Genomic DNA, 12,917 nt, shown 5'->3' on the forward strand with positions numbered 1-12,917 from the left:
GCTCCGCTCGGCCGATCAGGGCTTCTGGCCGAAGTTGAAGGACTTGGTGGCAGACCAGGGATCGGTCGTGGAGACCTGCTCGCTTGGGACTTGCTCGACCTCGGGCGACGGCAGATTCGCCGAAAAGGTGCGGCCCCATTGGTGGCTCGGTTCGTTACTGATCTTGCCGATATAGGTGACGAGGTCCCAGATCACGCTGTCGGGCAGCACGCCGCCCCAGGCTGGCATTCCGTTCGGCCGTCCCTGGTAGATCGAGAGAAAGATGTTCTCGGGCTGCGATCCGTAAATAAAAGTGTTGTTGCTCAGCGCCGGTCCCATGCCGCCACCGCCATTGGGTGCGTGGCACCCAACGCAGTTGAAGTTGACATAGTAGGTCATCCCACGCTGCTGCGCGTTGGGATCGCCCTGCACTGGGTTCTTGATTTGCGGCGGGTCCGGCTGCGCGCCGGGGTGGAGGTGACTGACCGGGACCTGCATGAAGACGCCGGGTCTGCCGTTGCCGACGCTGCCACCGAAATTCGGGCGCGGGGACAGCGTCGGCATTTGCGCCTCCTGCGACTGCGGCAAGGTCTGCTGGGCCAGCGCCGCGCCATGCGGCACGATGGCCAGCAGCAACGATAGGGCGCTCGCGCGCATTGCTGGAGCAGACATCACTCATGTCCTCCCGATGCCGTAACGGGTTGGCCCACCAGCGGAACGCCATAACTGCGCAGCAGCGAGGTGATCTCGGACCGATGCTCGTCGATGAATGCATTCAGGCGGTCGCGCAAGGCGTCGTCGCCTTTACGCACGCCCATCGCGATGGCGAACTGGAACTGCTGAGGTGCAAAGCGTTCGTTATCCCGGATCGGCGTGACCGTCAGGGGAACGGGAGAGCGCTGGGCGAAATATCCGCCCAGCGGCCCCCAGGCCGCGGCGACATCGATCCTGCCGCTTTCGACGGCTTCGATCAGGCGGGCCGGCGGATCGGCCTGGCGATAGTCACCGTAGATGGAGTAGCCGCGAACATTATCAACGATGCCCTGTTCGCCGAGCGCCTGCGCCGGCGGGGGATTGTTGCCGTCATCGCCGATCAGATGCACGCCGATCACGAGGTGATGCAAGCGCGGGTCGAGCAGGGATGAAAGCTCAAGGTGCTGGTCCTGCCGCGTGACGAACACGTAGCTCGAGCGATAATAGGGCTTCGTCGTCTCGACCAGATCATAGCCGGACGGCACGCCCATGACGATGTCGCATCTGCCGGCTTTCAGTGTGTTACGGATGAAGCCGCGGCGTTGCGCCCACCAGGTGTAGGAGACCTGCAGGCCGAAATGCTCGGCCACCATCGTCGCGAGCCTGTTCTCGAATCCTGCTTCGGCGCTGTTCGAGAACGGAAGATTGTTGGGATCGGCACAGACGCGAAGCCCGCCCTCCGTGGCCGGCGCAGCTGTGGTCGCGAACGCGAGAAGAAGCCCAAGGGTGAAGCCGAGGCGATTACTTGGAAGGCGCATGGCTGGTGTCCTCACCATTCGCGCCGCCGAGCTTGAATACCAGCAGCTCACTCCCGCCCGCGGTATAGAACGGCAGATCCTGCGTGGCGCCGGTGAATCCCAGTGCGGCGTTGCGCACCCGCGGATCGACCTCTGCATTGGCCACCACGCCCGGCCAGCCGCCGACGCCCGACAGGATCGCGACGTATTGCTGACCGTCGGAGCCGCGATAGGAGATCGGTTGGCCGATGAAGCCGGAGCCGGCACGGAATTGCCAGAGCACGCGCCCATCCTTGGCGTCGACCACTTTGAAAAGGCGATCCATGGTGCCGTAGAACGCGACGTCGCCAGCCGTCACCAGCGCGCCGCTCCAGACCGGCAGCTTCTCGTGAATCTCCCAGACCTTCTTGCGCGCGACGGGGTCCCACGCCATGAACTCGCCGCGATAGCCGCCAGGGCCGGCATACATGTCGACGTCGGCCCCGACATAGGGCGTACCGGCGATGTAGCCGACTTGAGAAGCCTTGAAGTTCATGCAGAGATGCTGATGCGGCACATAAAGCAGTTTTGTGCGCGGCGACCACGCGCTCGGCTGCCAGTCCTTGGCGCCTGGAGCGGTCGGGCAGATGTTCTCAACCGTCTTGCCGACCAGCGGGGTCTTCTCCTCATTCGGGATGATCTTTCCGGTCTTGAGGTCGACGCCATTGTATGCGTTCACGAACTCATACGCGTCCGCCGAAATCACTTCACCGGTGGCGCGATCCATCACGTACATGTAGCCGTTGCGGCCGGGATGAATCAGAACCTTGCGCGGTTGACCATTCAGCTCGAGGTCGACAAGCACGTTCTCATTGATCTCGTCGTGGTCGAACAGATCGTGCGGGTTGACCTGGTAGGCCCATTTCGCTTGGCCCGTGTCTGGGTTTCGCGCGAAGATCGATGCGCTCCAGAGATTGTCACCGCTGCGCTGGTTTGCGTTCCATGGACTTGGGTTGGCCGTGCCGTAATAGATCAGGTTCAGATCAGGATCGTAGGAGATCCAGCCCCAGACCGTGCCGCCACCGACCTGCCAGCGGTCGGCGGGCCAGGTCTTCACGCCGAGATCCTGGCCCTTGAGATTGTCGTAGAACGGCTTGAAATCGTCTCCGATCAGCACGTCCTTGTCGGGGCCTGTCGAATAGGCGCGCCACGCGATGGCGCCGGTGTTTTCGTCGAGTGCGGTCACCCAGCCGCGCACGCCCAGTTCGCCGCCGCTGTTGCCGACGAGAATTTTTCCTTTCACCACCACGGGAGCCATCGTGATGGTTTCGCCCTTGTTGATCTCGCCAAGTTTCGTGTGCCAAAGCTCTTTGCCGGACTTGGCGTCTATCGCGACGGTGTGGTTATCGAGCGTGTTGAGGAAGACCTTGCCATTGTCGAAGGCTAGTCCGCGATTGACGACATCGCAGCAGGCAACGCCTGCGGCCGCGGGCTCCGGCTTCGGCGCGTAAGACCATTTCAATTCACCTGTTGTGGCATCGAGTGCGAACACACGGTTGGGGTAGGGGCCTGCATAGGGGCCGACCACATACATGGTGCCGTCGACCACCAGCGGCGCCGCCTCCTGGCCTCGATCGGCGCCGACCGAGAACGTCCATGCAAGATGGAGGCGTGATGCATTGGACGCGTTGATCTGGTCGAGTTCGCTGTAACGGGTGTTGGCATAGTCGCGCGCCGCCATCGGCCATTGGCCTGGATCTTTCATGCGACCGGCGAGATCGCTCTGTGCTGACGCGGACGACAGCACCGTGCAGCAGGCGCAAAGGATGGCCGAAATCCGAGAGAGCAAACGCGTGAGACCACGCACTAACATATGTAAAGATCTCCACGGCAGTGACGAGGCCGTGCGCCGTTGCAGGCCAGTTTACGGACGTACAAACGTTCCGCCTTCCCTTGGTTCCAAAAGCGGCGATTGGGCGGAGCGCTATCTCACGACGTTGCCCGACACGCCGGCGCCGAGGTCGACTGCAATCTGGTCTTCCTTGCCGTTGCACTTGGGATGACCGAATCCGGACGGACTTTTGCCATCAGGTCCGATGTCATAGATGATCGCATCTTTCATGTTCGGGCTGACGCCGGCCGGCACGCGGTCGAGCCCGAGCTGGTGACGCACGCGCCAGGCCACGTTGTGATCCGCGCAGGAACTGTCACCGCTCACACCCAGCGCCCCGGTCACGCCGTTGCCGTCATAGAGCGCCAACCCGCCTCCGAACACGATGGTGCCGCCGATCGGCCTGCCCACCATCGGATCCTGGGCCGTGCCGAAGTTGTCCGGAGATCCGGCATACAGGGCTTCCGGGGACGGTGGGTTGCCGAGTGCCGCGCCGAACAGGAACCCGCCGGGCTGCGCACCGGCATAGAGATTGGCCGTCGCCATCGCCTTGTCCTTCAGGCTGAACGCATTCGCCGTGTTGGCCTTCTCGGCCGCGATGGCCCGGCTGCCCAGCCACTGGTCGTCGACCTTGCCACCGCTGTAGGCAACTGCGCAGACGACGCCCTGCCGATTGACGACGGCAGCCCATTCGTTGTTGTCGAGACCTCCGTTGCTTGGGCCGCCGCCCGGTTTGACACTCTTCTTGAGGATATCGGCGAGCTTGTCATGGTCGACCGGGCACGACATCCCTGGCTGGGGTTGGTCCTGCGCGTTCAAGACTGCAGGCATCAAGAATGCCGCGGTGAGGATAGCCGTTGCGGCCATGACGGATCGTTTTTCCATGTGAACTCCGTGGCGTGTCGCAGTCGGCAGGCGAACGTCTGAAGAGAAGTTGCGGTTCCTATGCAGCGTCGCTCAGCCCGGATGTTGAAAGAGCGGGAGGTGGGAATGGCCGCCGTTCGCAGTCAGCCATCGGTGAGCAAAGAACAACGCCGCGCCCGTATAGAGAATGCCCATGGGCACCCACATCAGGATTCCGGCAAGTTGCTGGTCCTCAAGTGCCGAGAGGCCGAATTCGCCGGCGAGGGCGCCCTGGCCTGGGATCCACAGCCTCGGCGAAACGGTCAGCAGAGCCCCGAGCACGCCGGAATGCAAAATGGTGATGAACAGGCACGCGACAGCGATGCCGTCGCGAATTCGTGTGCTACGGCCCTGACCGCGGCCATGCAGCAGCACCCACCAGAACAACAGCGCGGTCGCGAAGAAGCTGATGTGCTGGAGACGATGGATCGCCGTATTCTCGAGCGCCCACGCATATAGCGGCGGTGCGTGCCAGACCCAGAGCGCTACGCCGTGCAGGACGGTCGCGCTCATCGGATGGCTCACAAACCGCCACGGCCATGCCAATATCGGCAGATTGAGCACGCGACCTGCCGCTGGGCGAAGTCGAGTCGGCAGGCTCCACAGCAGCGGGCCATTGATCCGGGCGAACGCCATCAGCGGTCCCGCGACCACCATGAGCAGTTCGTGTTCGACCATGTGCGCCGTGAACAGACGCTCGCCCAGCCAGTGCAGCGGCGAGGTCACGGCGAGCGCGGCCACCAGCCATCCGGTCCAGAACGCGGCCACTTGGCGGAAGCTGACGCCACGGCCGCCGCCCGCATGGTGCCAGAGCCGCTGCGTTCCGACATAGAAGCCGATACCGACGGCATAGAGCGGGGCCATGAGCCAGGGATCGTAGCTCCACAGCGAGCCGGGATCGATCTCCGATAGTCCATGCGCATCGGCCGGCCCCGTGAACAGCGCGAGCAGCAGTGCTGCAAGGCTCAGCGCAGGCATGGGCTGATCATGAGCGAGGCGGCGAACTGGTTCGCAATCACCAGCGCAAACAGCGCGCCGGAGCCGACGCCAAGCCAGGCCATGAACGTTCGTGGCCCGCCGCCTTGCGCATCCGTCCATTCAGCCCCAGCGCCGCGTCGAACCGCGCGGGCGGAAATGACAGTGCCTGCGATGGCGACGATAGCCAGAACCGCGCTCATGATCGCGCCACTGATCCTGGTCTGTTCGCAGGAGAAGTGCGCGAGCACGTAGACGCCCTGCAAATTGATACCCCAAGCGATGGGTCCGAGCGCAACGCCGGCCCAGTAGAGCAGTCTGGAATGTCCATGGGCTGCGGTCATAGGCGTGGCACCCAATCGAGCAAGACGTAGAGCGGCAGCCAGGCGAGCACGACGAAGTTCCAGTAGAACACGTTGTCGGTCACGTCGCTGAACCGGCGCGGTTTCGCATGGCGCGTGAACATCAATACCGCCAGCACGACCGTGTCGCCGACATCGGTGGCAAGGTGAGTCGTGTGCAGCCCCAGAATGAGCCATACGATCGAGCCGTAGGCTGAATTGTCCCAGCGGGTGTTGAGATGCGCGAACTCGAAGCCGCGCAGCACCAGCAGGGCGATGCCGATCAGGGCCATCACGATCAGGCCGATCCGCACCTTCGCGAGATCCTGCCGGTGTGCGGCGCGGTTCGTTAACTCGTTCGGAATGATGCTCAACACATAAATCACCGTCTCGACCGTCCCCGGCCAGAGATCCGGCGGGGAGGCTCCGATCGGCCAGCTCGGATTGACTGCGTAGAGGTAAAGGTAGGCGCCGATGGCAACGGCAAAGCCCATGCCTTCGAGGGCCATGAAACCCATGGCGCCCCACCACGGGCCACTGCGCGGACCGTAGCCGTAAGTCGGCAGGTCCGAGACGTCGCGGACGATCGTCTGTCTCACTCCTCGTCCTCCTTGCTGCCGGTCGGCCAGAACCAGCCGATCAAGGTCACGGCCATCGGCGGCGTTCCCCACAGCACGGCCCAAGGCGTGAAGATCGACCCGATGAAGAAGATTGTGGTCGCGATCGCCGTGAGCAGCGGCCAGATGTTCGGCTCGGGCGAAGCTTCACGGGTCTGCGGCTCGGCTTCCGCCAGCGAGGTCAGGAGAACCTCGCGGCGCTCGGCGCTCAGACCCGCGACCACGGGCAGGCTCTCGCTATCGGCCCACAGCGGATCGCGGTGCTTGACGACCGGAATGCGGTCGAAGTTCTGCGGCGGAGGCGGCGATGACGTCGCCCATTCCAGCGTCGAGGCATCCCAGGGATTGTCGCCCGCAAGCGCGCCCTTGCGCAGGCTGTAGATCACATTGGCCAGAAGCAGCGCGAAGCTGAGCGCGAAAATGAGAGCACCGCCGCTGGATATGAGGTTCAGGTGCCCCCAGTCCATGTCGGCGGTATAGGTGTAGACCCGGCGCGGCATCCCGATCAGCCCGAGGATGTGCATGGGAAAGAACGCGACGTTGAAGCCGATGAAGGCGAGCCAGAAATTCCAGCGCCCGAGTCGCTCGCTGAGCATGCGGCCGGCGATCTTGGGAAACCAGTAGTAGACCGCGCCGACCAGTGGGAACACAGCGCCGCCGATCAGGACATAATGGAAGTGGGCGACGACGAAATAGGTGTCGTGCACCTGCGTATCGATCGGGACCGAGGCCACCATGACGCCGGACAATCCGCCGAGCACGAAGATCACGATGAAGCCGATCACGAACAACAGCGGCGTCCGGTACACCGGACGCCCGTCCCAGAGCGTTGCCAGCCAGCAGAAGATCTGCAGTCCGCTCGGCACCGCGATCAGCATGCTGGAGGCCGTGAACAGGGCCGCGCCGAGTTGGGGCAGGCCCGTGACGAACATGTGGTGGACCCAGAGGCCGAACGACAGGAAGCCGGTCGCGATCAAGGAGAGGATCACGACGGGATAGCCGATCACGGGCCGCCGCGCGAATGTCGCAAGGATCGCCGAGACCATTCCCGTGCCCGGGATGAAGATGATGTAGACCTCGGGATGGCCGAAGAACCAGAACAGATGCTGCCAGAGCAGGGGATGTCCGCCCGACGACGAATCATAGAAGCGGGTATTGACGAGGCGATCCAGGATCAGTGACGTCGATGCGACCATGATCGAGGGCATCGCGAACATCACAAGGAAGGCCGTCACCAGCATGGCCCAGACGAACAGAGGAATGCGGTCGAGCGTCATGCCGGGCGCACGGAGCTTGAACACGGTGACGACGATCTCGACGGCGACCGCGAGTGCCGCGACCTCGGTAAAGGTGATCATCTGCGCCCAGACATCGGCCCGCTTGGTGGGTGTGAACTGCAGACTGGAAAGAGGAACGTACGAAAACCAGCCGACGTCGGGGCCGACGTTGAACAGGAAGGAAATCCAGAGAAAGCAGCCCCCGAACAGATACATCCAATAGCTGAAGGCATTCAGGCGCGGAAAGGCGATGTTCCGCGTGCCGACCATCAACGGCACCAAATAGACGGCGAACGCCTCCATGACAGGCACGGCAAACAGGAACATCATCGTCGAGCCGTGCATCGTGAAGACCTGATTGTACTTGTCGGCCGAGAGAAACGTCTTCTCGGGCCCGGCAAGCTGAACGCGCATCAGGATCGCAAGGATGCCGCCAAGAAGCAGGAAGGCGAATGCGGTCAGGATGTAGCGACGTCCAACGACCTTGTGGTCGACCGACATGAGCGCACCGACAAGCCCAGACGGCGTGCGCCACACCCGCTCGAGCTGCGTCGAAAGCTGCAGGCCATTCAGGACGTCGTCCCGCAATTCATTTGGTTCAGCGGCCATGCTCACTTGAGCTGCTCCAGATAATGAATGATCGCGATGAGCTCATCCGATTGCAGCGGCATCTTCGGCATCAGATTGCCGGGCTTGATGTGCTGGGGGTCGGCGATCCAGGCGCCGAGCGTCGCGGGAGTATTCGGCAGCGTTCCCGCAGCGATCGTCGTGCGGCTGCCGATATGCGTGAGATCCGGGCCGAGTTGGCCGCCGGCCAGCGTACCGCTGATGTTGTGGCACAAGGCGCATCCGCGCGCCCGGAACAGAGCCTCGCCTTGCTTGCCGAGCTGGTCCGTGGGGCTACTCGCGCTCTGGTTTTCATGGTCGCGCCAGCGACCGAACTCGTCGGGCGACATCGCGATCACGGCGAACGCCATATGGGCGTGCTGGATCCCGCAGAACTCGGCGCATTGTCCGCGATAGACGCCGGCATTCTTCGCGGTGAATTGCAGCTCGTTCTTCTGCCCGGGGATCAAGTCCATCTTGCCGGTCAGGCTCGGCACCCAGAAGCTGTGGATCACGTCGGCGGATTCAAGCTCGAGCTTCACCGGCTCGCCCGTAGGGATCCGGATCTCGTTGGCCGTCACGAAACTCTGGTGCGGACTGTCGGCTTCATAGCGAACCTCCCACCACCATTGATGGCCGATGATCTTGAGCGTGTGGGCTTTCTCATCCTTGGCAAAGACGGTGCTCTGACCGGCATAGCTGACCAGAGAGAGGCCGAGCACGGTGACGGTGGTCGCAATCCCAAGCGCAAGGATGACGCGCCCGGAGCGTTGTTCGAAGGGCTGGTGGAGGTCCAGCGGCTGATCGGCTGCCCGCTTCCGTCGCAAGAGCCCCACGCCCAGAACGATGACGACAGCGGTCCAGACGATCGCCGCGACAATGAGAAAGATGAACAGCGTGTGCCGAATCTGGTCGGATTGCAGCCCTTGAGGGTCGAGCGCCGACTGCCGGCCCGCGCACGCAGCAAGCGGCCAAGTCATGCACAATACCAGAACCCTTCGCACCCAGATCTGCATTGACGTTTTGTCGCACTCCGCTTCACAGGCGGAACCGGTCAGGCCTACAAAGGTTCCTATGCGCTAATCCGGCCGGTTCGCCGAATTCGAGCCGCCCAGTTCCGGAATGTCGGCGAGCGCCGTGGCATCGGACCGGACCTGCCGGATGACGCTGAATGTACCGTCGGCCTCGAGCACGACCGCACCGACATCTTCAACACGATCAATGCCATGCTGCCGGATGGCGGCGCGAACGTCCGCCTCTGCCACACGCTGGCTGCGCATTGCCTCGTGGACGAATCGCCCCTGATGGAGCAGCAACGTCGGCTGCGGATTCACGACCACCCGCAACTGGCTCCACTGCGCCACGGCGAAGGCGATGATGAATTGCAGGACGATCAGGATGATGAAGCCGACCAGCGACTGCGCGACGCTGATATCGCCGGACAATACGCTGTTCGCGAACGTGGAGCCGAGCGCAACCGTGACGATCAGGTCGAAGGCGTACCATTCGGCAAGTGTTCGGGGCCCCGCGATCCGGAGCAGGACGACCAGTGCGACATAGGTGACGGTCGTGCCGATCGCGGTTCTCAGGAGCGGGGTCCAGACCTGGAAAAGGATATGTCCGACATCGGGCATGACAGCCGCGCGCCCGGACTAAAATGGCCAGCCTTTGTCGGCGATCACGATCGCCGCATCGCCGGCGGCCATCAGCAGCAGCACGATAAGGACGGCGATCATCGCGCCGGGTTGAGCAAGCACGCGCAGTTCTTCCAGCATGGGTTGGCTCCGAAAACGCGGATGTTCCGCAGCAGCAATAATCGCGATGACTTGAGGGTTCCTGCGCACGTGCAGGGAGTTGATGCCCGCCACGCCGGAACGAAGGCTCCAGATCGCGCGTTCCTGCGACGAATTCGAGGGCTCACGTGCCGCGCTATCATTTCGATCTGGTCGACTCCAAGACCGTTGCAGACGAGGGGGGTGCTGAATTGCCCGATGACATCATGGCGCTGGATGTTGCCGAGGAGATCGCGAAGAGGCTCCTTGCGGAGCGTCCCGAACTCCGGAATCGTCATTTTTCCATCCTGGTCACGAACCAGGAGGGTGAGGAGATCGGGAAAGTGCCACTGGATGTCCTGCACTGAAGACTTGGCCTGACAAGGCATTGAGGAGCATGGCATTGAGGATCGGCGTGATCTCGGATACGCACGGCCTTCTCAGGCCTGAGGCCGAACGCTGTCTTGCGGGAGTCTCGCATATCCTCCACGCCGGTGATATCGGCGCGCCGGAGGTTCTGGAGCGGCTTTGCCGAATAGCGCCCGTCACCGCCATCAGGGGAAACGTCGACGTTGGCAGCTGGGCGAGCCGCTATCCTGAAACCGAAACGGTGCACCTCGGCGCTCGTTGCTTCTACCTCCTGCACGATCTTAAGACGCTCGACGTCGACCCTGCAGCATCCGGTGTGAACGCGGTGATATCAGGACATTCGCACCGGGCGAGGGTCAACACGAGCAACGGAGTGCTTTTCCTGAATCCCGGGAGCGCCGGTCCAAGGCGCTTCAAGCTGCCGATCACGCTGGCAACGCTCGATCTGGATGAGGGCGGCGACCTGCGGCCCACCATCCATGAGCTCGACGCGTGAACGAGATACATGCGTGGCAGCTAGTGGGTATTCGATTTTTGCCACCGCTCCAGATCAATCGGGGGACGCTTTGGGTCGATCTGCTCCTTCTCGGGATTTCCCTGCCAAGGCTGGTCCGTCTGCCGATGGGTTGGCAAATCGGTCTGCTGTCGCGGATCGTCGACCGGGGTTTCTCTCGGGTCGTTTTCAGGCGCTTTCGCTTTCGGCATAAGTTGTCCTCTCTAACGATGCGGCGGCACGCGATCAGCGCACGCCGGCGATGATTGCCGCGACGCGGCGCGAATGCTGATCGACAATGACGAGATCCTTTCCGGCGATCAGATATTGATCGCCCCAGAACCCGTTCAGCACCTGGGTGACCTCGGGCGGCAAGTCGGCCACCTCGGTCTGGCGCGGCACCGAAGTACCGATCATCATCTCGAAATTCGGGCGATCCATCGTCGGGCTGTGCGCCGACGAGATGATGGCGCGGAGCTGTTCGCGCTGCTGATCGTTGAGGCTAGCCGGCTGAGTGGTCTTCTGAATGTCCCGCGCACGGCCGCCGGTCGTATCTTCATTGCCAGCCGGGTTTTCCTTGGCCGCTTTGCTGACCGCTTCGTGCTGCGTTGGAACTCCAGTGCCGACCGTCGTGGCCGCGGCACCTTTGTCTGCTCCCGTGGAGGGGCGGCCCAGATAGTCCGTTGCCCCGAACATCTGTGGCACAGCGAACCAGACGATGAAACCTACAAACAGGACCGCGGCCGCTACCGATCCCGCCATCATCAGCTTCCGGGTGCCGTCCTTCTCCGTTTCGCGCGATAGATCCTTGACCATGAACAGACAGCCTTCGGTATGAACTGCCGGGTCAACACGGGCAGGAATCGTTCGTTCCTACGGGCATGCATCAGCATCGATCAGGAACGACCGCCGCCGCATCTCATTGCCGTCGCATGAGGTCGCGAGACCGAAACAAGGAGCATGCAATGTCCAAAATGCCCCCCGTCCCGCCAGAGCAGCGCAGCGACAAGGGACCCGGATCTGATCCAAAGATCGAGACGGACGAAAAGGTGCCCGGCCGCGAGAACTTCGACACCCAGGGCCGTCACGGCAACATCAAGCAGAACACGACGAACCAAGGCTATCAACAGGACCGATGAATGCCACACAAGAACTCAGACATTGAACGCTTCGGTGGTCCGGGCTCCTCGCGGCAGGACCGCAAGCACCCTGAAAAGGGAGGCCGCGAGCATGAGCGCCCTGCGCCCGGAACGCCCACCAACGACCGCAAATCACACGTCTCGGGAGGCGGTGGTGAGCGCGACCAACATCACACGCACAATGATCGCGAGAGGAGCTGAGCGATGGCTAAGACAACTTCGAGCTTGATGGTGATCGCCTTCGTGGCGACCGCGTCGATAGGGGCCGCCTCGGCGCAGAGTGGTGGCGGCGGCGGTTCGGGAGGATCGGGCGGAGCAAGCGCGAGCAGCACGAGCGGCGGCACCGGCGGCACCACAAGCCCTGGGTCAGCCGGCGGTGCCTCGAGCCTTGGGTCTGCAGGCGTTGGGTCTGCAGGTCCTGGGTCTGCAGGCCTCGGGTCTGCAGGAGCTACAAACCAGACGGGCGGTGCATCGCCCAGCCTGGGCAATCCAGCCGACGCGGCCGCGGCTTCGCGCGGCACGACGGCTACCGGCACGAACACCGCTGGAACGGCCCAATCAACCGGTGGTGGCCCGCGAGGATCGACCACCGTCGGACGGGCTGGGAATCCCGCAGGAGGGACCAGCAGCGGACGGATTGACGGAACTGAGACACCCGGTCCGTCGATGCCGGGCGACGCCGAAATACGCTCGGAGAACTCTCAGGATTCCCACGTCGATCGGAAGATCAAGAGCATCTGCAAAGGTTGCTAGATCGCGATCACGACGCCGGGTTCTGCGGCGTCCAATCGAGGTCGTCCTCGCTTCGAGGTTCGGGGTCGGGCGAGCAGGGCTTGATCTTCAAATCGTCCTCGAGCCTAGGCTTGCCCTCGCTGCTTTCGACCAGACCAGCGTCTTCGGCTTTCTTCAGCGTTTCCTCTTTGGTCGGAAATGTCCGGCTCAGTTTTTCGTCATCCTTGAACAGGGCATACGCCATATCGGCTCCTCGCAGTTTGATCATCGACAACTTTGGCGGCGGTCGTCACGCGCGGGCACCGCCAATGCTACGGCTGTCACTTCCGCTTGCGCTTGAGACGTTGCGCGCCG

17 protein-coding genes are annotated in these 12,917 nt (G+C 62.9%); 3 read left to right on the forward strand and 14 right to left on the reverse strand.

Going from position 1 to position 12,917, the window contains the following annotated elements:
• Positions 1-15 precede the first annotated feature (15 nt).
• The 11 genes from AC0L3C_RS30205 to AC0L3C_RS30255 form a co-directional block, all read right to left on the reverse strand.
• Entirely contained in the window at positions 16-651 is a 636-nt protein-coding gene (locus tag AC0L3C_RS30205) for a c-type cytochrome (protein ID WP_473260253.1), read from the reverse strand.
• Entirely contained in the window at positions 651-1,490 is an 840-nt protein-coding gene (locus AC0L3C_RS30210; protein WP_473260251.1) for a substrate-binding domain-containing protein, read from the reverse strand. Before AC0L3C_RS30210 ends, AC0L3C_RS30205 begins: the two co-directional genes overlap by 1 nt.
• Positions 1,474-3,321: a methanol/ethanol family PQQ-dependent dehydrogenase gene (locus tag AC0L3C_RS30215; protein ID WP_473260249.1), complete on the reverse strand. Its 1,848-nt coding sequence runs from the start codon at positions 3,319-3,321 to the stop codon at positions 1,474-1,476. The genes AC0L3C_RS30210 and AC0L3C_RS30215 overlap by 17 nt, the downstream gene beginning before the upstream one ends.
• A 111-nt stretch (positions 3,322-3,432) precedes the next feature.
• On the reverse strand, positions 3,433-4,224 hold the full coding sequence (locus AC0L3C_RS30220) for a GlcG/HbpS family heme-binding protein (RefSeq protein ID WP_473279968.1): 792 nt from the start codon (positions 4,222-4,224) through the stop codon (positions 3,433-3,435).
• A gap of 72 nt (positions 4,225-4,296) precedes the next feature.
• Positions 4,297-5,220: a cytochrome c oxidase assembly protein gene (locus tag AC0L3C_RS30225; RefSeq protein WP_473409755.1), complete on the reverse strand. Its 924-nt coding sequence runs from the start codon at positions 5,218-5,220 to the stop codon at positions 4,297-4,299.
• Positions 5,208-5,561 (reverse strand): hypothetical protein, encoded by a 354-nt coding sequence (locus tag AC0L3C_RS30230; RefSeq protein ID WP_473260243.1) that lies wholly within the window; start codon positions 5,559-5,561, stop codon positions 5,208-5,210. The genes AC0L3C_RS30225 and AC0L3C_RS30230 overlap by 13 nt, the downstream gene beginning before the upstream one ends.
• Complete coding sequence (locus AC0L3C_RS30235) at positions 5,558-6,157, reverse strand: cytochrome c oxidase subunit 3 (protein WP_473409756.1); 600 nt, start codon at positions 6,155-6,157, stop codon at positions 5,558-5,560. The genes AC0L3C_RS30230 and AC0L3C_RS30235 overlap by 4 nt, the downstream gene beginning before the upstream one ends.
• Complete coding sequence (gene ctaD / locus AC0L3C_RS30240; protein WP_473260657.1) at positions 6,154-8,061, reverse strand: cytochrome c oxidase subunit I; 1,908 nt, start codon at positions 8,059-8,061, stop codon at positions 6,154-6,156. Before ctaD ends, AC0L3C_RS30235 begins: the two co-directional genes overlap by 4 nt.
• A gap of 2 nt (positions 8,062-8,063) precedes the next feature.
• Positions 8,064-9,074, reverse strand: a complete 1,011-nt coding sequence (gene coxB, locus AC0L3C_RS30245; RefSeq protein ID WP_473409757.1) for a cytochrome c oxidase subunit II — start codon at positions 9,072-9,074, stop codon at positions 8,064-8,066.
• A 63-nt stretch (positions 9,075-9,137) separates the two neighbouring features.
• On the reverse strand, positions 9,138-9,692 hold the full coding sequence (locus AC0L3C_RS30250) for a DUF421 domain-containing protein (protein WP_473409758.1): 555 nt from the start codon (positions 9,690-9,692) through the stop codon (positions 9,138-9,140).
• An 18-nt stretch (positions 9,693-9,710) separates the two neighbouring features.
• Positions 9,711-9,926: a hypothetical protein gene (locus tag AC0L3C_RS30255; protein WP_473260237.1), complete on the reverse strand. Its 216-nt coding sequence runs from the start codon at positions 9,924-9,926 to the stop codon at positions 9,711-9,713.
• Positions 9,927-9,979: 53 nt separating this feature from the next.
• Between AC0L3C_RS30255 and AC0L3C_RS30260 the strand changes: the two genes are divergently transcribed.
• Both AC0L3C_RS30260 and AC0L3C_RS30265 read left to right on the forward strand, forming a co-directional pair.
• Entirely contained in the window at positions 9,980-10,198 is a 219-nt protein-coding gene (locus AC0L3C_RS30260) for a DUF6894 family protein (protein ID WP_247289215.1), read from the forward strand.
• Positions 10,199-10,227: 29 nt separating this feature from the next.
• Positions 10,228-10,695 carry a metallophosphoesterase family protein gene (locus AC0L3C_RS30265; protein ID WP_473409759.1) on the forward strand — a complete coding sequence of 156 codons (468 nt, stop codon included), beginning with the start codon at positions 10,228-10,230 and terminating at the stop codon, positions 10,693-10,695.
• A 20-nt stretch (positions 10,696-10,715) separates the two neighbouring features.
• On the opposite strand, the gene AC0L3C_RS30270 is transcribed toward AC0L3C_RS30265, so the two are convergent.
• On the reverse strand, positions 10,716-10,904 hold the full coding sequence (locus AC0L3C_RS30270; RefSeq protein ID WP_083926604.1) for a hypothetical protein: 189 nt from the start codon (positions 10,902-10,904) through the stop codon (positions 10,716-10,718).
• Between the two features lie 34 nt (positions 10,905-10,938).
• Positions 10,939-11,508, reverse strand: coding sequence for a DUF1236 domain-containing protein (locus AC0L3C_RS30275; RefSeq protein WP_473409760.1), 570 nt, complete (start codon positions 11,506-11,508; stop codon positions 10,939-10,941).
• 149 nt (positions 11,509-11,657) lie between these two features.
• Here AC0L3C_RS30275 and AC0L3C_RS30280 point away from each other — a divergent pair, with 149 nt between their 5' ends.
• Positions 11,658-11,831 (forward strand): hypothetical protein, encoded by a 174-nt coding sequence (locus tag AC0L3C_RS30280; RefSeq protein WP_247818773.1) that lies wholly within the window; start codon positions 11,658-11,660, stop codon positions 11,829-11,831.
• A gap of 760 nt (positions 11,832-12,591) precedes the next feature.
• Here the strand turns inward: AC0L3C_RS30280 and AC0L3C_RS30285 are convergent.
• Positions 12,592-12,807 (reverse strand): hypothetical protein, encoded by a 216-nt coding sequence (locus AC0L3C_RS30285; protein ID WP_473260227.1) that lies wholly within the window; start codon positions 12,805-12,807, stop codon positions 12,592-12,594.
• Between the last annotated feature and the right edge of the window lie 110 nt (positions 12,808-12,917).

The sequence above is a fragment of the Bradyrhizobium sp. WSM4872 genome (assembly GCF_055811715.1).